This is a genomic window from Colwellia sp. BRX8-9 (assembly GCF_014077245.1).
Taxonomy (GTDB): domain Bacteria; phylum Pseudomonadota; class Gammaproteobacteria; order Enterobacterales; family Alteromonadaceae; genus Colwellia_A.
The window spans coordinates 125,389-144,791 of the sequence record NZ_JACGVN010000002.1 but is presented as its reverse complement, the minus strand read 5'-3'; the positions used below and the strand labels follow the sequence as shown (position 1 = coordinate 144,791).

Genomic DNA, 19,403 nt, shown 5'->3' with positions numbered 1-19,403 from the left:
AGAACTCGCGGGTTAAAGTGCTGATACTTTCCAATAACCATTAATAATTTTTGTATCAAGAAATTCCATCAGTTTGGTTTCAGGAATAGGTTTAGAAAAGTAATATCCTTGAATAATATCACAATCGTTTTCTGTTAAACTGCGTAACTGCGCACTCGTTTCAACACCTTCTGCGATAACCTGCAAACCTAAGTTCTTCACCATAGCAATTGTTGACATAATAATTTGATAATCAGCTCGATTTTCTAACATGCCAAATACAAAGCTTTTATCTATTTTAATAACGTCGACTGGCATTTTTTTCAAATAAGCTAATGACGAATAACCGGTACCAAAATCATCAATGGCAAAACTAAACCCTACATCTCTCAAGCCATTCATCATTTCAATTGCACTATCAATATTTTTTACTAAGGTTTGTTCAGTCAGCTCTAGTTCGAAATGACTTGCCTCAAGCGAGAACTCAGTAAGTAAATCGGTTAGATAAGGGGTTAGATGAGGATCGGCAAATTGACCTGCTGACAGATTTATCGCAATACGGACATCAGTTAAACCCTTATCAATAAAAGTTTGGCAAAGTTCAAAACAGCGTCTGATCACCCAATAACCCAGTTCAACCATGTGCTGAGAATTTTCAAGGAGAGGAATAAAATCTTCCGGCGAAACCATGCCCCGTTCAGGATGCTGCCATCGAAGTAACGCTTCAAAGCCGTATAGTTTTTTTGTTTTTGCATCTAACTGAGGTTGTAAACTTAAGCTAAATTGATTTTTAGCTAAAGCCTGTCTAACTTCACTTTCCATCATCACCCGAAGGGCAACTTTTTTATACATCTCTTCATGGTAAATATGATATTTGGCGCCACCATCATCTTTAGCTTCATACATAGCGATATCGGCATAACTGATCAGATCTTCTGACTTAGTCATTTCTTCAGGAGCAAAGGCTATTCCAATACTGGTACTTACATAAAAAAGGCTATTTTGTATTTTAATTGGTTCTTTAAATGCTTCTAAAATTTCTTGTGCGACAAGCACTGCATCATTTTCATTATCGATATGACCAAGTACCACAACAAATTCATCACCACCAAATCGACAAGCCATATCAACTCTCCGAATACTGGAGCGCAAACGATTAGCCGCTTGAATTAACAACTTGTCGCCATCAGTATGACCATGACTATCATTTACTTTCTTAAAATCATCGAGATCTAAAAATAAAACGGCAATTTGTCCGTCACTGCGTGACACATTGAGAAACGCTTTACGCAGTTGATAGTTAAGCATATTGCGGTTAGGCAATCCCGTTAACAAATCATACATGGCAATATTTTCGAGCTCTTTCGTTTTTTGTTCAATTTCAATATTTAACTGTTCAAGTTCAAAACTTAACTCGGTGGCCGCATTGGCTAAAATATCTAGTTCATCAATATATTTACCATTTCTTTGTAGGTCTGTTTGACGAAACCGATCAAATTCTTTTTTCGCCAATAGAGGTAAAACATCTGACAAGACTAGTAAGCGACGAGTAAAGGGGCTAGCAACAAAATGAACAACAATCACTAAAGCAATAAGCACAACTAAGGTAAAAATTAAAAATTGCCAACGATTTTGCTGATACTTATCTGTAAAAATAGTGGCGTCATCAATCAGTGCCAGGTAATAAAAATCATCACGGGTATTTGCGATGGGAATTAAGTTAATCAGATAACGGCTATCGTTGGCTGTAGCTTTTATACCTTGAAAATTAATCATCTCGCTGTTGACAATTTCTTGGTTCGACATAAATAATTCACTGACTAGTTGAGTATTTGTTGAAGAGATAAATTTAGCGTCAGCAAGTATAATAGCCTCTTTGTTACCTGTTGTTGATACAAGTTTGTCTACACGAGAAAAACTTACAACAGCCAACTCATTATCAAGCGCTTGATTTATATAATAAATCATGTCAACAAGTGAAACTGTCATCGCAACAATCGCCATATCCCCCTTACCGTTTAATACCGGTATGGTGATCAACTGAACACATTGACCCTCACAGTACAAAGTGTGTTCTGGTTGCTGATGTTTTAGTACATTTTCAATACTCAGCTGAACAAATTTAGGAATAGCATTAGAAAGGTATAACTCTTCATTATTTGCTGAAACTAACCATACATTTTCAACATTTTGATTCATTTGCAGGGTATCAAACTGCGCGGCAAACTCTTGGGCTAAAACGTCAAAATCAGCCTGTTCTTTTAACCGCACAATATCTGAAAACGACTCTAGCCACGTCAGTATCTTTTGACGTAATACGTTATTTTGCACAGAAAATTGTGCCTGGCCTTTACGTAAAGTATCACTTTGATATTGGGTGAATTCTTGATTTAACCTTGATAAAGACAAGTAAGAAAAAATAGCCGTTAGGAGCAATAACGCCCCAATAACTAGCACTAATAATTTAACAGGAACGCTAACAAATCTTTTTCTCATCAAGTTAGCCCCGCTAGAACCAGTACATTAGTTGTAAGGCCCACATTTTCCAATGCTCACTGTTCGCCTCTGGGTTGGGTAACACAATAGGATTAACGCGCGCAGCGCCTTTTACCCAATGGTACTCCGCATTGACTCGTAAATTATCAGAAAAATCGTATGAAAACCCTAGCATTTTATCGTGCTGATAAGCAAAATAATAAGGTATGGTGCCAAAACTTTGTTGTTGTAATTGACGGCCTTTTTTATCATCCTTATTTGCATAGAAATTTTCAAAACGACTAATAAATTTCAATCGTTGATTTACCTTGTAAACCGCTTGAACATAACCACCTTGACCAATATTGACTTGGTTAAACTGAGCAGCATAAAAACCTTCCGTTAAAAACCTTGTTTGTAAAATTTCACTGGTAAACTCCCAGTGTTCACCTTCATATATAGCATTCACCGTATAAAACTGAAAAACAAATCGTCCATCAACAAAAAAATCAGGACTCTCATTTTTATAGTTAAATTCTGAATCCAATAAGGTTAGACCAAAGCGCCATTGTGAAAATACTGGCCGCCAATAAACACTCGCCTGCGTATCAAGCTCATGCTCGATATCTCCCTGTGCTAACTTACTAAGAATGACTTCTGAATCATCACTATCAATCGGACTTTTACCACGACTAAAATTGAAATCAAATTCGCCATATTTATCATTATTGTAAGTCAATTTTAATGCAGCACCATCGCCACCAACAGCGATGTCACGAAAGCCATCAAAATAAGTCCCTTGCGGTAACAAAATTGAGGGCCGTGCAAAAGGAATATCACGGGTACTTGAATGTAACCAATGGGCATTTTTAAAACGACCAACAAATAAATTGGCTTGCCACTGCTCTGAACTATAAGCGCTCCAATCCATTAAGAAGTAATCAACACGCAAACCTTCTTTGTAGCGATTGCCCCCGTTTAAATAAACAGCTTGTGCCGCAAAGCGATAATCGTCAGATAATTGATACGAGGTATTAAGTCCTATTTCTGTTAACTTTAACGATATTTCGCCGTTATCATTAACGAAGTTGCTATTGTCGACGTCAATAACGCCTTGCGCAACAAAGCCATGTATTTTTAACGGATCTGCCGAATGCCCTTCCTGTGCGTGCGCATTAAGCGCAAGTAATGCTGATAAGCACATTACTTTATAATTCATTTTATTGATCGATTTTAAGCAGATTGACATCACTTACCTCATTAATATTTTCAATGTAACCAATGGCACCTGTGGTTGATTTAACGGCTTCAATTAACGCTTCTTCACTCAACACCACAGTTGGTGCAATACCCATACCTGAGAAAGTCAATTTGTCCCATATGCGGTCAAGTTGATACGGAAATAAGCGTAAGGTGTCTTTACAAAATTTTTGATGGGTGGGATTAGTACTTGATAAAACAAAAATAGTTATTGGTAGGCCATTGGCCCATTTAGTTTGACGCATTGAATATATACGACGCAACTGAGTGGTTGTTATTGACACAGTATCAGCAGTGATATTGGTAATAACTTCGACCGCATGAGTTGCCGGACTGCCAATTAATATGACAAGAACCATTAATCTGATTAGAATTTGGCTGATAACTAAATCCTTGTTAATGAGAAATAAAGAGCTCTTTGTGTATCTAACAAAGTGCTCCGTAGCCACTAGTAGTAACCGAGTAAAGGAGACCACGCAACCCACTACTATATGTTAACCTGTATATAAAAACCGCTAAACCAATGAATTAATTACTAAATATAGATAATAATATTGTAGTAAATTTTTCCTAAAATACAAAACTTTATTGTCAACTTATTGATAAAAAGTTAACAACAACAGATCAGACCAGTATTTTGCTGCTATATTCTGCGAAAACACTATAATAATCGCTTAACAGCAGAAATGCTCGATTTTGTTATTAGCTGTTCCATCACTCTAGCTTTTATGTGATGATATTTGTAATATTTGCTATTTAATAGGTTTTTCTCAGAAAATGACTACAAAGTTTAAAGTTTTAGTGATAAATGGCCCTAACTTAAATATGTTAGGGAAACGCGAGCCTGAAATTTATGGCGCGCAATCATTAACCGATATTATTGACGATTTAACATTGCAAGCTATACCACTGAGAATTGAATTAAGTCATTTGCAATCAAATGCTGAACACCTACTAATAGAAAAAATACATCAAGCTCATAATGAAATAGACTTTATTGTCATTAATCCCGCCGCATTTACTCATACTAGTATAGCGATACGTGACGCACTCCTTTCTGTGGACATTCCATATATTGAAGTTCATCTTTCAAATGTCCATGCTAGAGAGTCGTTTAGACATCATTCGTATCTATCAGACAAAGCTATTGGTGTTATTTGCGGCTTAGGTGCCGATGGTTATAAATATGCGTTAGCGTCGGCTTATACTTGGTTGACTGACCATAAAAGTTAATGAAAAAACAACAGAGAGTGGCTTAACTTTAGCGGCTCTATTTACAACATAAATTACACATTGATAAAAAGGTATTCAAATGGATATTCGTAAAATAAAAAAATTAATTGAATTAGTACAAGAATCAGGGATTAACGAATTAGAAATTTCTGAAGGTGAAGAATCAGTACGTATTTGTCGTGGCGGTACCATGGTACAAGCTGCTCCAATGATGCACTCTGCTCCTGCTGCTGCACCTATTGCTGCACCTGTAGTCACTGAAACGGCACCTGCTGTTATTTCAGGTCACGTTGTTCGTTCGCCAATGGTTGGTACTTTCTACGCTTCAGCATCACCTGATTCACCTGCATTTGTCGAAGTAGGTAAACATGTCAATGCTGGTGATACTTTATGTATTCTTGAGGCAATGAAAATGATGAACCAAATTGAAGCTGATAAGTCTGGTGTTATTAAAGAAATTCTAGCGGGCAATGAAGACGCTATAGAATTTGACCAGCCGCTATTCATCATTGAATAATCCTATAGATATCAAACAAAAGGATCATTCCATGTTAGATAAAGTTGTTATCGCCAATCGAGGCGAAATTGCACTAAGAATATTACGTGCATGTAAAGAACTCGGTATAAAAACTGTTGCAGTACACTCTACGGCTGACAGAAACTTAAAACATGTTTTATTAGCCGATGAAACTATCTGTATTGGCAAAGCGCCAGCGCCTGACAGCTACCTTAATATTCCTGCAATAATAACGGCAGCTGAAGTCACTAACGCAGTAGCAATACATCCTGGCTATGGTTTTCTAGCTGAGAATGCTGATTTTGCAGAACAGGTTGAAAAGTCAGGCTTTGCCTTTATCGGTCCAAAAGCTGAAAGCATCCGTATTATGGGTGATAAAGTTGCGGCAATTAAAGCAATGAAAATAGCGGGTGTTCCTTGTGTTCCAGGGTCAGATGGCCCGCTTAATGATGATGAAGCGGCCAATAAAGCTCATGCTAAACGTATTGGCTACCCGATTATCGTCAAAGCGGCTGGTGGCGGCGGTGGTCGTGGTATGCGTGTTGTGCGCAGCGAAGAAGATTTAGTCGACGCGATTGCATTAACCAAAAGAGAAGCCGGTACTATTTTCAAAAATGATATGGTTTACATGGAAAAATTCCTTGAAAATCCTCGTCATGTTGAAATTCAAATAATGGCTGATGGTCAAGGTGCTGCAATTCACTTAGGTGAGCGTGATTGTTCTATGCAGCGTCGTCATCAAAAAGTGGTAGAAGAAGCTCCCGCACCAGGTATTACTCCAGAAATGCGCGCCAAAATTGGTGAGCGTTGTTGTAAAGCTTGTATTGATATTAATTATCGTGGCGCCGGCACTTTTGAATTTTTATACGAAAACGGTGAATTCTACTTTATTGAAATGAATACCCGTATTCAAGTTGAGCATCCAGTTACTGAAATGATCACCGGTGTTGATTTGATCAAAGAGCAATTACGTGTTGCTGCTGGTCAACCATTATCTTATACCCAAGATGATATTAAAATCGCTGGCCATTCAATTGAATGTCGTATCAATGCTGAAGACCCTCGTACTTTTGTTCCTTCACCGGGCAAAATCACTCGTTTCCATCCTCCAGGAGGATTGGGTGTTCGTTGGGATTCTCATATCTACGCTGAGTATACGGTACCACCAAATTATGACTCTATGATCGGCAAACTGATCACTTGGGGTGATAACAGAGATGTTGCAATCGCACGTATGCGCAATGCCTTAGCCGAATTAGTGATTGATGGTATTAAAACCAACATTGCCTTACATCAAAATATTTTAAATGATAAAGGTTTTGTTAATGGCGGTGCCAACATCCATTATCTAGAAAAGAAATTAGCTGAAGCTGAATAAGTTTCTACAAATTTAACAATCAAGCCCTGCATCGCAGGGCTTTTTTATATCAGGGATAACGGTATTAAACGTTTACATAAAAGTGAAATTCCTACACCCAAATAGCAATGATGTCGTGTTACCATAGATAACAATATATGGCTTATACTTTACTCATTGAATTTAAAAATATGACTGAATTACTTGAAAAACCTTTACCACCTGCCGATGGTGAATGTTGTGACAGCGCATGTACACCATGTGTTTGGGACAATTTCTATGCAAAGCGTAAAGAATGGCGCCTGCAACAAGTCGCACTAAAAGAAAAACAAGCCCAAGACAACGAGTCAAATTAAGACTAAGCGACTTTCTAAGCGATACTGTGTATGACTGAATTACTTAAAGAACCTTCCCTTCCTGCCGACGATGACTGTTGCGGCGGCGGCGCTTGTTGCCCTTGTGTATGGGACCACTACTATAGTGAATACGAAAAGTGGCGTTTACAACAAGCCGAATTACAAACTGATGCCAAAGCTGAGTAATATTAGCTGAGTAAAATCACTTTTTTCACTAATTTGTTAATACCACTAGCTGCCTCAACAAGTGATGTCGCTAACATGTAGGCCGGTGTTGAAACAAGTTTTCGTTTTCCGTCAATAACAATATCGCCCACTTCACAATCAACGTGTGCTAAACCACGCTTTATTAACGACTCTGCGATATCACGGTCTTTACCAATCGTTGCTTGAACATCCTCACCGTAAATAAGGGGGATCATTGCCGGAGCAATACACATAAAGCCAAGCGGTTTGTCCGCTTTAATAAAGCGTTGAGCAGCAACAAGTACTTCAGCATTTATTTGATAGTTTTCTGCATCAAGCGCGAAGCCACAGAGATTCTTTGCCGCGCCAAAGCCACCAGGGAAAATTAGCGCATCAAATTCTTCATGATAGAGCTCAGTAATGTCTTCAATGTCACCACGGGCAATGCGCGCAGATTCAACCAAAACATTACGTGTTTCATCTTCACTAACCGCGCCAGTTAAATGGTTAATCACATGATGTTGATTAATGTTTGGTGCAAAACAACGATAGCTTGCTCCTTGCTGTTCAATCGCTAATAACGTTAAAACACTTTCATGTATTTCACTGCCGTCATAAACGCCACAGCCAGATAAAATAATCGCTATTTTTTTCATGTTAATCCTTTATTCCTATATTCTTTGTCATATTAGGTAACTGACATAATAAAACAACTATTATCGAGCACCACATCAATAATGCAAATGGTAAAGCACTACCATCATAAAAATACGCTAATATTGGTCCTGCTAATGCGCCAATGCCAAAGCGAAGAGTACCTATTACCGCACTAGCTGTACCTGATTCCCGAGTAAATTCTTGCATAATAAGTGCATCAGCATTGACCGCTATCATCGATAAACTGCCCATCAACGGCAATACCGCAACTGCCGTGTACATTAATGGTAGCTGCAAAAAGTTTACCACCACCAACAATGAAGAAAAACATAACGCAACGATTAAACCGTAGGTCAACATTTTAAATGACCCTTTACGACTAACTAAGCGGGTATTAATAAAATGGGCGGTCATTAACGCCAAAACATTAACGGCAAATAGTAGGCTAAATTCAAATTCCGAGACCTTAAAAACCGTTAGATAGACAAAAGGGATCGCGGTAATATAAGCAAAAAAAGCTAATGAAATAACCATAGACGTAACAATATTTAGTTGTGACTTTTTATTAGATAAGACAATTTTATAGCGTTGCAGAAAACTAACCGGTGCTAAATTTTTCTCACGCTTTACTTCAGGTAAAAATCGATACACCAAGAGTAAAATAATAAAGCTGTAGGCCGCTAAACTTAAAAATATAAGCTGCCAACTATGCAGCAGTAACACTGAGCCAATAGCGGGCGCTATCATAGGCGCTATCATCATAATCATAGATACATAAGAAAACCCTTTGGCGGTATCTTTGCCATATCGCTCTTTTATTGTTCCCGGCACAACAACCGTTGCCGCACTACTAATAAATGCCTGAAAAAATCGTAAGGATAAAAACTGTTCAATACTCGTGACAAACGTTATCGCTATACTCATCACGATAAAACCTGAGATACCGAGCATCACTAATTTTCTTCTGCTGTGTTTATCCGCTTGTGGGCCAAAAAATAACAGACCTAAAGCATAGCCTAGTAAATATATACTCAGGCTATTTTGTACCATTGGCATATCAGTTGACAAATGCTCTGCCAGTATTGGCATTGCCGGCAAATACATGTCGATTGCCAATGGCGAAATAGCAATAATGGCTGCTAATAAGGGTAACAATAATTTTAATGAAAGCTCTGTTTGTTCACTAACTTTTAGGTTTCTCATGATTTTTCCGGATAGTCGTAAACAAGTTTGCCAAGGTCAGCAATCGCTTTGTCTATTTTTTCACACCATTTCACCCCATAGCTAATGCGCATAAAATTTTTATATTGCCCGGTTGGGGAAAAAATTTCACCGGGAGCAAAACTCACCCCCTTAGCAATAGCCTGAGTAAAAAATTGGCTAGTATCAACATGAGAACGGCAACGTATCCATAAGACACTGCCACCTTGTGGCTGTGAAATGCAGACTTCTTTTGGAAAATGACTAGCGATTAAGGCGCGCATCCGCTCGCAGTTATAACGTAAGGTTTTTCTTAACACTTGTAAGTGACGATCATATTCACCACTCATCAAATAATCAGTTAATGTCCATTGCTGTAACATTGGTGTTGAGCAAGACTGGGCGCGTTTAATACGTTTTGCTGCTTCTTCATATCTGCCTGGTAATAGCCAACCGACCCGATAACCTGGTGCAGCGGTCTTTGAAAAAGATGAGCACGTTAGCACTAGGCCTTTTTTGGAGTAAAGCTGCGCGGGTACTGGTCTATCTTTGCTGAAATATAAGTCACTGTAAACTTCATCTTCGATAAGTGGAATATCATGTTTTTCTAATAAACTGACCATATTCTGGCGCTGTTGATTAGTCATCATAGAGCCAAGTGGGTTAGAGATAGCGGTAGAAAACAAACACGCTTTTACCGGATGTTGCTCAATAACTTTAGCCAGTTCTTCAACACAAATCCCCTCTTCAGTGCAGGTATAAACTTCCAGAGCTTTCATACCCAAACTTTCAATTAATTCAATCAAACCAAAGAAACACGGTGATTCTACAGCGATAATATCACCACGTTCTGCGACACACTGTAAGGCAATTGATAGTGCTTCTTGGGCACCACTAGTGATAATTATATCGTCATGATTAATGGCTACGCCTTGCTCATGATAACGAAAAGCAAGGTTTAAACGCAGTTTTGGATCACCATTTACCGGTCCGTAACTAACCGCTTTTTCAGCATTCTTACTCAATACCGAACGCATTAATCGTGCTAAGGCTTTATCTGGTGGGTGTGCATTGACCGGGTTAGAAATACCCAATGCGACAGTATCGGGTAAATGAACAGCTTCATAAACTTGTTCTATTATGCTTCGACATGAGATTTCAACGGGCTGACAACTTGCCCATAATGACCGCATAGGTTTTAAGGTTCGTGCTTGCTTAGCTTTTAAATAATAGCCTGATTGTGGCCTTGCAGAAATACTACCCTGACGCTCTAGTTCAATATACGCTTGTTTTACTGTCGGTATACTTATCTCAAATTGTCTACTGAGTTTACGTAGGCTAGGTAGCTTGTCTCCCGCTCTTATTGCACCACTTTTTTCTTGGTCTTCAACAAAGTCAATGACTTGCTGATATAAAAATTCTGAAGAAGATTTATCTAAAAGTCGCATTTTATTTCACCTCAACAAAAACTGTATAGGTTACATTTTATATTTTTTGTATCTGTTACACAACAGAACTATCTATAAACTAGTGTTTTAGAAATAAGTCGCCCCTAAGAAATAGTACTTCATATAAGAAATGCTGTTACAGTGATTTAGTCAAAATTAATTGAGAAGATTACGCTTAAATTTTTCAGGAAAGAATAATGAACAACACACTATTATATGTGATCACCGTACTTATCTGGGGAACAACTTGGATCGCCATTAATTATCAATTAGGTGATGTTCCCGCCGAAGCATCTATTGTTTATCGTTTTGGCTTAGCAGCACTTCTGCTATTTGCTTATTGTCGTTTTAAAAAGCTCTCACTTGCCTTTAACAAAAAACAGCATCTACAATTTCTGTTCTTTGGTTTGATGTTATTTGGCTGTAATTACTATTTTTTATATTCAGCTCAACAGCATATAAATTCTGCGCTTGCCTCAATCGCTTTTTCAATGATTATGTTTTTCAATGTGGTCAATGCCCGCATTTGGTTTAACACTAAAATTACTCAACAAACTTATCTAGGCGCTTTTCTAGGTTTAACCGGCATTGTGGTTTTATTCTGGCCACAAATTAACGATACCGAGTTAGGCGCAGAAACATTACTAGGTTTATCACTTTGCTTCGTTGGAACATTGTTCGCATCAACGGGCAATATGGTCTCAATGAAAAATAAACTTATGAATTTACCTATGATGCAAGCCAATGCTTGGGGTATGTTTTATGGCTCAATATTTATGACTATATTGCTATTAATACAAGGAAAATCATTTAGTTTTTCATATACCTTACCCTATATTAGTTCGCTGATTTACCTATCGGTTTTCGGTTCTATTATTGCATTTGCCAGTTACTTAACACTTTTAAATAACATCGGAGCCCATAAGGCCTCATATGCAAGCGTGATGTTCCCTGCTGTTGCCGTCGTTATCTCAACGATATTTGAAGGTTTTAGCTGGAATATTTATACTGTCATTGGCTTATTAATTATTGTCGCCGGGAATATTGTTGTGTTAACTAAACCAAAAAAGAAAAATATAATAATAACACCATAAAAGTATCCTACTTTTAAATATATTTATGTTAAATCAGCTTGTTAACCCAAAATGACTTTACCAAGTAATTTATAGGTAATAACATAAGCAGCGTATAAAAACGCTAAGTGACGCTGTTATTTTCAATAAAAATCGAGTTAAAATAAAGGCATAATTTTATTGAGATGCTACTCTTTTTAGAGTGATTAATTTTTATAAAATCATTAATTAGGGGCAAGATGTTAAATAACTCATGGGGTCAATTGTTAATACTAGCGCTATCGTTACTTTTGACGACGAGTGCCGCTTGCCAAAAAATAAATAATAATCATTATTTACCCATAGTAACGTTAAAGTTTGACCCTTCTGGCTCAAATGCTTGGTATCCCTATTATATTAATACCGGTGAAAAACGTGGCATCGTCGTTGACGCCGTAGCCATAATACTCGCCACTGCCAATATAAGTGGTAAGGAAATAATTTTACCGCCAAAACGCACCAATTTATCATTGAAAAATGGTCTCGTTGATTTTGATTTAATTAATCCTGATTGGTTATCTAAAGAGCAACAGTCTGACGACTATGTCTTTAGCGATAGCGTGATCCCAATTAAAGAGCATATTATCTATTTGGCCGGTACCGTTATTCCTGAAAACTTAGGGGAAGATCAACAATTAACCGACCAAGATATAGGTACCGTTCGAGGTTACTATTATCACAATGATAATTTATTTAATCGCCTAGATTACCCTTCAGAAAAAGAGTTAATAAAAGCACTTTTTAGAAAAAGGATCACCTTTGCTATTAGTGGTGATAAACCAGCACAATATTGGGCAAAAATATTATCAGTACCCATTATTTTAGGCCCCGTCCATTCTGATGGTTACTTAAAAATTAGACTAAGAAAAGAGCTAAAATATCTTTTACCCCAAATCAATGATGCCATTCAACGATTAAAAATAGATGGTAGTCTCGAAAGTATTATAAAAGCTTATATATAATGCTCATCGACTTAATTTATAACTAAGTACTTTATAAGGTTAGTTGTTGCGCATTTATTATCGCGCGTAGTTGTTAATAACAAGTGACTCCATTATCCTATTACCTTAAAATAATCCGCTTTATCTCGTCTTAAAATTTAAGGGTAATATGAAATATTTCCATCGCTCAGTGCTACCTTGTTTGCTTTCTAGCTCTTTATTGCTCGTAACATCTTGCTCGTTATCAAGCGAACAAGCCAAAAAAGATAACAATGAAACTGCTGCTTATACCTATCTTAAAGAACTTGTTTCACCCACCGAAGGTATAGGTGCTCGCGAAGCTGGAACGATAAAAGAACAGCAAACAGCCCGCTATATTAAAACTAAATTTGAAAAGTTTGGTTATCGAGTTACCGAGCAAAATTTTTCCTATAACAGTAGAAAAATGGTCGGTGAATCAAAGAACATTATTGCTGAATTTGGTGACGTAACAAAGCCAACCATCATACTTGGCGCACATTATGATTCAACGGCAATGAAAACGGGGTCAATGGGCGCCACAGATAACGGCGCAGGTGTTGCGGCAATGTTAGCGATAGCCCAAGCATTGACCACAAAAATGCCAAATAATTATAGTATTCGCTTTATTGCCTTTGGCGCAGAAGAAATTGGTTTGCAAGGTTCAAACTATTACGTCAACGACTTATTAACCCATAACAAATTAGATAATATCGCAGCGATGATTAATTTTGACACCATAGCAGGTGGCGATAAGGTTTATGTACATAGTGCGCATACACAAGCTTATGATAATTGTAAAAATGAAACTTATAACAGCGACACTTTTATGCGAAATGCCTTACTCAAGGCATCAATTAAGGTGTTAGGCGAACAAAACAAGTATGTTATTCATCCTGACTATGAAGGCTATCCTGAAGGTGTAACTGGCTCTTGGTCTGATCATGCTAGTTTTGCCTGTGCTGGTATTCCTATTGCGTATGTAGAATCAACCAACTTTTCAATTAATGGCCAGAATGGCTTTGATGGTTACTCTCAATCAACCGCAAAAAAATTGTGGACTTGTTATGATAAAAAGACTTCAACAGCTTGTGATAATAAAGCCGAGAAAAACTGGGGAAATATTTGGCATACTCAATTTGACCGTTTAGATAAACTTGATGAAATATTTCCGGGACGTGTTAAGCAGCAGCTTAATAATAATGTTGAGGTGCTAATTGAATTATTAGCTGATCCTGATAAATATTTACCGTCAAAGTAAAAAAATAAAAATAATATTTTAAAGGTGTGGGCGGTTTTATTAAGACTCAAGCCACCCACACTTCAATAATTAACTACCAATAGGTGAACCCGGCGGCATAGTGATACTAGCAGCAGGATGAACAAGTTTTCCTTGCTCAAGACTATGGGTAATCTGCGCTGCTAACAACATAAACTGAGCAGCTAAGCGCTTGTACTTTTTAGAGTCATAATTATCATTTAACCATTCATTTATATTAAGTAAAGCCATATAAACTTCTGCACGCACCTCTGTTACTAAATTTTTGTTATGCCAAAGTGCTAATAAATGCTCAATAACTTGTTGATTGACCCGCTGTTGAACCAACAAAGCCAAGCCCTTTTCAGCCGGTACTTTAATTGACTGTTCTATTAAAGCGTTAATCAATTCTTGCACACTCAAAATACGCTTATCCATTACTGACTGTTGCTGTAAACGTGCTAAACGTTGTTCATTTAAAAGCAAAGACACCGTGTGTTTAGCACTAGCCTGCGCAGCAGAAACCGGATCAAAAGTAAGCCCCGTATTACCAGCAAAACTTTCGCGATTACGATAATAACCATAAGCTTTTGGTGGAATAAGTTTCACTATGTGTTCTGGCAAGGTTAATATTTTTGTATCTAGAGTGGCTAATAAAACCTGCAGCGCTTTTCGCTGCTGTTTACCTGAGACTACCTCCAATGGCTTTAGAACATTTTCTTCTCGCAGTTGATAGCGATAGTCTATACCTGAAATTAATTTTGCTGCGGCGGTAACTTGAAAACGATGAAAATTATAGATGGGCACCAAAACCTCTTCAATTTCTGACAAAGGTCGCCCTAGAGGAATACTATTTAAACCAAAGTCTGTTAGCGCTTTTTCACGTATTTTTAAGACTCTATTAAGCTCATCGGCGGCATCTACTCCGTTGTCCCACAAATGTGCGCGACTATGTGCACTCGAAGAAGAGCGCGCATCTGAGTCTGACATATACAGCAAATCTGCTTGTTGCGCGCTTGCTATAACTTTCGCTAAGTACTCGGCTTCTTTATCAGCCGTTATATTAGCATAACCATAAGCAATAACTGATTTGTCCCAGCGACCAATATCTGTAGCGTAGGCATTTGATAAATCAATTTCACCATTTTTCAAGGTAATTAACGGGTGAGGATAATCCATTACTGAAGCGCGATTATTAGCACTTGCGGCAAAATTATGCGCGATACCTAAAGTGTGCCCAACTTCATGAGCCGACAATTGACGAATGCGTGCTAAAGCCATTTCTTTCATTGGTGAAGTGTCTGTTATAGATGACTTAAAAGGAGATGTTAAGCCCAAAGCAATGAGATAATCTTGACGAACACGTAGAGAGCCCAATGTTACATGCCCCTTTAATATTTCTCCTGTTCTTGGGTCTATCACTGATGAACCATAAGACCAACCTCTTGTCGCTCGATGTACCCATTGAATAACGTTATAACGAACATCCATAGGGTCTGCATCGGCTGGTAACATTTTTACCTGAAAAGCATTTTTATAACCGATGGCTGAAAATGCTTGGTCCCACCAACGAGCGCCATCAAGTAAAGCACTTTTTATAGGTTCAGGTACGCCGGCATCTAAATAATAGATAATAGGTTCAATTGCTTCGCTGACCTCAAGATTTCTATCTTTTTTGTTTAAGCGATGACGTGGAATATTACGCTGAATTAACGGTTGGTCGATAGCACTGGCGTAATCGGCATAACTATTTGACCAAAAGCCACTGTAAGGATGAAAAGTACGTGCTTGGTATTTATCGTCAGGTAATTTAATCAGCGAATGATGTAAGTTCACTGTAACAGCGGTTGAGTCTGGCGTTACTGAGCGTAAGTATTTACCTGCATCAGTTCCTTGGTAAGTCACTGTTGCTTCAAGCTCAGTATTATTAGGAAAGGCCTTGCTGCGTTTTATATAGATACCACTTCGGCTTTCATCAATTTTGAAGTTACCTTGTTGACGTTGTTTAAGTTTACTTGATAATTGATGAATATCAGATAAAAGAAAGGGTGTATAATCAATTAATACTTTTTTACCGTCCTTACTTTCTTTGGCAACTTTAAACCCCCAAATAATAGAGCTGGCAAATGCCTCGCTAACGGCTTTTTTTTCTAAGTTGTTTTCAGTATCCGCTCGATAATAAGTATTAAGTTGGCGGAGAAAGACCTTCTCTCCTACTTTTTCAAAGCGTACTAGACGGGTATCACCTAACTGGCCTCTATCAAGTCCAATATCATTAGAACCGACTCCTTGAGGTAAACCGCTTTGAAATAAAAAGTCTTGTTCAAATTGCTGGACCTCTAAATAAACATTGCCCTTTTTTTTATCATGAAAAAAAGAAAAATAGCCTTGCTGGTGATCTTTATCTTTAACAAAGTCATTATAACTAAGAATTTCTTCGCTGAGCGCGGCTATTGAAAAGGTACTACAAATAAATATTAAAAAGACACCTAGCGTCAGTTTCATCGTTTTTCCCTATTTGATTTTTGGTTCTATAAATATATATTCAAGTCATTCCATTATTTTTGTTATCATTAGCCTTACAGGTGAGGTGATAGCTTTCATCGTCACCTCTAATCGTAAAATAATGTAATATGTAGCTGCTATTATTATTTTACGACATTAAATAACCAACAATTTTATGACTCAATTTTTAAGAGTCTTACTCTAAATCAATTAGGTAACCCGATGCAACGACTAGCACCAGCTTTACGTCAAGATAATGTTCCACTCGATTTAATTTCGCTGATCAAAACGATTTTAGCGGCAACTAAAGAAATTTCATTTCGTGTTAGCCAAGGTCACTTAAGTGATTTGATGGGTTCAACTTTGGATGAAAATATTCAAGGTGAAGTTCAGAAAGAATTAGATGTTGTTGCAAATGAATTACTTAAAGATATTTTATTAGAGTCTGGCTTTGTTAAAGCGATTTCTTCTGAAGAAGAAGATAGCTCTGTTGCAGGTGAAAAAAATGGCAAGTATCTGGTTTCTTTCGATCCACTTGATGGCAGCTCTAATATCGAAATCAACTCATTAATTGGCACAATTTTCTCTATTCATCAAGCACCAAGTGATATGGATGCTAGTGATCCAGACATGTTTAAGCAAGCGGGTAACAAACAACTTTGTGCGGGTTATGTCTTATATGGTCCGTCAACTATGTTGGTAATGACTACGGGTAGCGGTACCCATTTTTATGTACTTGACCGTACTCATGGTGGTTTTTTATTAGTTGAACGTAATGTTCAAGTGCCTGCGGACACACAAGAATTTGCTGTTAACATGTCAAATCAACGTTTTTGGCAAGCGCCTATGCAGAATTACATCAGTGATTTACTTGCAGGTGATACCGGCCCTCGTGGCAAAAATTTCAATATGCGTTGGATTGCCGCTATGGTTGGTGACATTCATCGTGTATTAACACGTGGTGGTATTTTTACTTATCCACAAGATAGTAAAAACCCGCAACAACCACACAAGCTACGCTTAATGTATGAAGCGAATCCAATGAGTTTTCTCATTGAACAAGCGGGTGGACTGGCAATGACCAGTGAAGGACGCATTATGGATATGGAGCCGAACAGCATTCATCAGCGTGTCGAAGTAATTATGGGCTCGAAAAATGAAGTAGAAGCGTGTCTAGCTTATTACAAATAATCGAAAATTAGCATGTATCAACGTGTATAAGTCCAATTAACAGGTTTCTAAAAACAAAGATGAAGCCTGTTTAGCTTATTACAAATAATCAAAAATTAGCATGCATCAACATGTCGAAGTCCAATTAACAGGGCTCGAAAAATGAAGTAGAAGCCTGTTTAGCTTATTACAAATAATCGAAAATTAGCATGTATCAACGTGTATAAGTCCAATTAACAGGTTTCTAAAAACCAAGATGAAGCCTGTTTAGCTTATTACATGTCACTAACATTTTTCTTATGTCGGTAAAAAAGCTCCATTCATTGAGCTTTTTTACCGTTAAATTTAATATTCCCTTCATAGTTTTACGATATAATAGTTAATATAATTGACTGGCTTTTAACGACATTTTTATGAAAAAACTATTTGAAGTATTTTGGCGTTTTCTTTTTTTAGGTTGTATCAGTTTTGGTGGACCTGCCGCACATATTGGCTATTTCCAAAAAACATTTGTCGATAAACTAAAGTGGTTAGATCAAACAAGTTATGCAAATTTAATCTCGTTAAGCCAATTTTTACCGGGTCCTGGCTCTAGTCAATTAGGTTTTGCTATTGGATTGAGACAAGCTGGACTGCCTGGCGGCATTGCCGCATTTATCGGTTTTACCTTACCGTCATTTATTCTTATCTATTTACTCGCCACTAATATTAGCGGTGCTGAACAACCTTGGGTTTTTCATGTTATAAGTGGTTTGAAATTACTGGCTGTGGTTGTAGTGGCTGACGCTTGTTTAACTATGTTTAAAAGTTTCTGTAATAATTACACCCACAGACTTATTGCGGTTATAACAGCGATTGCTTTAATCACTTTACCGAGTTTAACGATGCAAATTTTCATACTGACTATCGCAGCAAGCTTTGGTTTTTTTGTTAATCCATCGTTAAAATCAGTTACCACTGAAGTCACCCAACCTTCAGCTCTAACCTCAAGACAGTTTAAAATACTGCCATTGATGTTGTTCTTAATCATCCTCTTTGCTTTACCACTAGCAACCGTAGTTGGAGCACCGATTAACACAGCCGATATCATGGTCTTATTCAATCAGTTTTTTCAAGCGGGCAGTATGGTCTTTGGTGGCGGACACGTTGTCTTGCCACTATTACAACAAACAATTGGTGAAGCGTTATCGAACGATGTTTTTCTTACCGGTTATGCCGCAGCGCAAGCAGTTCCTGGCCCAATGTTTACCCTAGCGACTTTTCTGGGTGCAGAGCTATTTCCACAAGCCCCTTTAATAGGAGCGACAGTCGCAACCTTAGCAATATTTTTACCTGGATTTTTATTGGTACTCACCTTTGAAAGTACTTGGCAATCATTAGCAACAAAGCCCAAAGTCGCCGGTGCGATTATGGCGGTAAATGCCGCTGTGGTTGGTCTATTATTTTCTGCGCTTTATCACCCTATTTTTACTAGTGCTGTTAGTTCACTATTTGACTTATTTTCTGTGCTTATTGGTTTTTATTTATTACGGATAGTCAAACTGCCTATTATTGTTTTAGTGGTGACATTTGTTGGCGTTGGTTTATTAACGCAATTCTACTAAGTCGGTTATCGCAGAGTAATAAGCGCCTTAGTGCTATTGATATGATTTAGTGCCGATAATGTGAGCTTTAACTTTTCACCGCCATGGTTTGTTTGCTAAAATATCGCCAATTTAAAATATAGCCTCA

Annotated in this window: 17 protein-coding genes; 10 read left to right on the top strand and 7 right to left on the bottom strand. The window is 37.7% G+C overall.

Features of this window, described 5'->3' with window-relative positions; all coding sequences use genetic code 11:
* Positions 1-12 precede the first annotated feature (12 nt).
* The 3 genes from H4J70_RS02325 to H4J70_RS02315 are packed head-to-tail and all read right to left on the bottom strand — an operon-like array spanning position 13 to position 4,073.
* Positions 13-2,475 (bottom strand): bifunctional diguanylate cyclase/phosphodiesterase, encoded by a 2,463-nt coding sequence (locus H4J70_RS02325; RefSeq protein WP_182244179.1) that lies wholly within the window; start codon positions 2,473-2,475, stop codon positions 13-15.
* A gap of 13 nt (positions 2,476-2,488) precedes the next feature.
* Complete coding sequence (locus H4J70_RS02320) at positions 2,489-3,673, bottom strand: hypothetical protein (protein ID WP_182244180.1); 1,185 nt, start codon at positions 3,671-3,673, stop codon at positions 2,489-2,491.
* A gap of 1 nt (position 3,674) precedes the next feature.
* Positions 3,675-4,073, bottom strand: a complete 399-nt coding sequence (locus H4J70_RS02315; protein WP_182244181.1) for a hypothetical protein — start codon at positions 4,071-4,073, stop codon at positions 3,675-3,677.
* Between the two features lie 418 nt (positions 4,074-4,491).
* Here H4J70_RS02315 and aroQ point away from each other — a divergent pair, with 418 nt between their 5' ends.
* From aroQ to H4J70_RS02290, 5 genes are all read left to right on the top strand, one after another.
* On the top strand, positions 4,492-4,947 hold the full coding sequence (aroQ, locus tag H4J70_RS02310; RefSeq protein ID WP_182214659.1) for a type II 3-dehydroquinate dehydratase: 456 nt from the start codon (positions 4,492-4,494) through the stop codon (positions 4,945-4,947).
* Between the two features lie 79 nt (positions 4,948-5,026).
* A complete protein-coding gene (gene accB / locus H4J70_RS02305; RefSeq protein WP_182214661.1) occupies positions 5,027-5,464 on the top strand; it encodes an acetyl-CoA carboxylase biotin carboxyl carrier protein in 438 nt (145 codons plus the stop codon).
* 31 nt (positions 5,465-5,495) lie between these two features.
* Positions 5,496-6,842, top strand: coding sequence for an acetyl-CoA carboxylase biotin carboxylase subunit (accC, locus tag H4J70_RS02300; protein ID WP_070374912.1), 1,347 nt, complete (start codon positions 5,496-5,498; stop codon positions 6,840-6,842).
* Between the two features lie 137 nt (positions 6,843-6,979).
* Positions 6,980-7,177 (top strand): oxidoreductase-like domain-containing protein, encoded by a 198-nt coding sequence (locus H4J70_RS02295; protein ID WP_182214663.1) that lies wholly within the window; start codon positions 6,980-6,982, stop codon positions 7,175-7,177.
* Between the two features lie 30 nt (positions 7,178-7,207).
* Positions 7,208-7,363 (top strand): oxidoreductase-like domain-containing protein, encoded by a 156-nt coding sequence (locus H4J70_RS02290; RefSeq protein WP_182243128.1) that lies wholly within the window; start codon positions 7,208-7,210, stop codon positions 7,361-7,363.
* A 2-nt stretch (positions 7,364-7,365) separates the two neighbouring features.
* Here H4J70_RS02290 and elbB read toward each other — a convergent pair whose 3' ends face one another.
* The 3 genes from elbB to H4J70_RS02275 are packed head-to-tail and all read right to left on the bottom strand — an operon-like array spanning position 7,366 to position 10,668.
* The gene (gene elbB, locus H4J70_RS02285) at positions 7,366-8,019 is read right to left on the bottom strand and encodes an isoprenoid biosynthesis glyoxalase ElbB (protein ID WP_182244182.1); all 654 of its coding nucleotides are present in this window, start codon (positions 8,017-8,019) and stop codon (positions 7,366-7,368) included.
* Between the two features lies 1 nt (position 8,020).
* Positions 8,021-9,223, bottom strand: a complete 1,203-nt coding sequence (locus H4J70_RS02280; protein ID WP_182243124.1) for a multidrug effflux MFS transporter — start codon at positions 9,221-9,223, stop codon at positions 8,021-8,023.
* Positions 9,220-10,668 (bottom strand): PLP-dependent aminotransferase family protein, encoded by a 1,449-nt coding sequence (locus H4J70_RS02275; RefSeq protein WP_182221204.1) that lies wholly within the window; start codon positions 10,666-10,668, stop codon positions 9,220-9,222. Before H4J70_RS02275 ends, H4J70_RS02280 begins: the two co-directional genes overlap by 4 nt.
* 197 nt (positions 10,669-10,865) lie before the next feature.
* Between H4J70_RS02275 and H4J70_RS02270 the strand changes: the two genes are divergently transcribed.
* From H4J70_RS02270 to H4J70_RS02260, 3 genes are all read left to right on the top strand, one after another.
* Positions 10,866-11,762: a DMT family transporter gene (locus H4J70_RS02270; RefSeq protein WP_182214669.1), complete on the top strand. Its 897-nt coding sequence runs from the start codon at positions 10,866-10,868 to the stop codon at positions 11,760-11,762.
* A 218-nt stretch (positions 11,763-11,980) separates the two neighbouring features.
* Positions 11,981-12,742: an ABC transporter substrate-binding protein gene (locus H4J70_RS02265; RefSeq protein ID WP_182244183.1), complete on the top strand. Its 762-nt coding sequence runs from the start codon at positions 11,981-11,983 to the stop codon at positions 12,740-12,742.
* Positions 12,743-12,890: 148 nt separating this feature from the next.
* Positions 12,891-14,000, top strand: a complete 1,110-nt coding sequence (locus H4J70_RS02260; protein WP_220470355.1) for a M28 family metallopeptidase — start codon at positions 12,891-12,893, stop codon at positions 13,998-14,000.
* A gap of 69 nt (positions 14,001-14,069) precedes the next feature.
* Here H4J70_RS02260 and H4J70_RS02255 read toward each other — a convergent pair whose 3' ends face one another.
* Positions 14,070-16,502, bottom strand: a complete 2,433-nt coding sequence (locus tag H4J70_RS02255; RefSeq protein ID WP_182250566.1) for a zinc-dependent metalloprotease — start codon at positions 16,500-16,502, stop codon at positions 14,070-14,072.
* 222 nt (positions 16,503-16,724) lie between these two features.
* Here H4J70_RS02255 and H4J70_RS02250 point away from each other — a divergent pair, with 222 nt between their 5' ends.
* Both H4J70_RS02250 and chrA read left to right on the top strand, forming a co-directional pair.
* A complete protein-coding gene (locus tag H4J70_RS02250; RefSeq protein ID WP_182243118.1) occupies positions 16,725-17,693 on the top strand; it encodes a class 1 fructose-bisphosphatase in 969 nt (322 codons plus the stop codon).
* 392 nt (positions 17,694-18,085) lie between these two features.
* The gene (gene chrA, locus H4J70_RS02245; protein WP_182214675.1) at positions 18,086-19,276 is read left to right on the top strand and encodes a chromate efflux transporter; all 1,191 of its coding nucleotides are present in this window, start codon (positions 18,086-18,088) and stop codon (positions 19,274-19,276) included.
* Positions 19,277-19,403 lie beyond the last annotated feature (127 nt).

What these genes read in the sequence shown, in the direction of transcription:
- H4J70_RS02265 (WP_182244183.1), top strand. Translation starts at nt 11,981, where the DNA reads ATGTTAAATAACTCATGGGGTCAATTGTTAATACTAGCGCTATCGTTA.
- H4J70_RS02320 (WP_182244180.1), bottom strand. Translation starts at nt 3,673, where the DNA reads ATGAATTATAAAGTAATGTGCTTATCAGCATTACTTGCGCTTAATGCG.
- chrA (WP_182214675.1), top strand. Translation starts at nt 18,086, where the DNA reads ATGAAAAAACTATTTGAAGTATTTTGGCGTTTTCTTTTTTTAGGTTGT.
- H4J70_RS02295 (WP_182214663.1), top strand. Translation starts at nt 6,980, where the DNA reads ATGGCTTATACTTTACTCATTGAATTTAAAAATATGACTGAATTACTT.
- H4J70_RS02290 (WP_182243128.1), top strand. Translation starts at nt 7,208, where the DNA reads ATGACTGAATTACTTAAAGAACCTTCCCTTCCTGCCGACGATGACTGT.
- H4J70_RS02270 (WP_182214669.1), top strand. Translation starts at nt 10,866, where the DNA reads ATGAACAACACACTATTATATGTGATCACCGTACTTATCTGGGGAACA.
- H4J70_RS02325 (WP_182244179.1), bottom strand. Translation starts at nt 2,475, where the DNA reads ATGAGAAAAAGATTTGTTAGCGTTCCTGTTAAATTATTAGTGCTAGTT.
- elbB (WP_182244182.1), bottom strand. Translation starts at nt 8,019, where the DNA reads ATGAAAAAAATAGCGATTATTTTATCTGGCTGTGGCGTTTATGACGGC.
- H4J70_RS02260 (WP_220470355.1), top strand. Translation starts at nt 12,891, where the DNA reads ATGAAATATTTCCATCGCTCAGTGCTACCTTGTTTGCTTTCTAGCTCT.
- aroQ (WP_182214659.1), top strand. Translation starts at nt 4,492, where the DNA reads ATGACTACAAAGTTTAAAGTTTTAGTGATAAATGGCCCTAACTTAAAT.
- H4J70_RS02250 (WP_182243118.1), top strand. Translation starts at nt 16,725, where the DNA reads ATGCAACGACTAGCACCAGCTTTACGTCAAGATAATGTTCCACTCGAT.
- H4J70_RS02255 (WP_182250566.1), bottom strand. Translation starts at nt 16,502, where the DNA reads ATGAAACTGACGCTAGGTGTCTTTTTAATATTTATTTGTAGTACCTTT.
- H4J70_RS02280 (WP_182243124.1), bottom strand. Translation starts at nt 9,223, where the DNA reads ATGAGAAACCTAAAAGTTAGTGAACAAACAGAGCTTTCATTAAAATTA.
- H4J70_RS02315 (WP_182244181.1), bottom strand. Translation starts at nt 4,073, where the DNA reads ATGGTTCTTGTCATATTAATTGGCAGTCCGGCAACTCATGCGGTCGAA.
- H4J70_RS02275 (WP_182221204.1), bottom strand. Translation starts at nt 10,668, where the DNA reads ATGCGACTTTTAGATAAATCTTCTTCAGAATTTTTATATCAGCAAGTC.
- accB (WP_182214661.1), top strand. Translation starts at nt 5,027, where the DNA reads ATGGATATTCGTAAAATAAAAAAATTAATTGAATTAGTACAAGAATCA.
- accC (WP_070374912.1), top strand. Translation starts at nt 5,496, where the DNA reads ATGTTAGATAAAGTTGTTATCGCCAATCGAGGCGAAATTGCACTAAGA.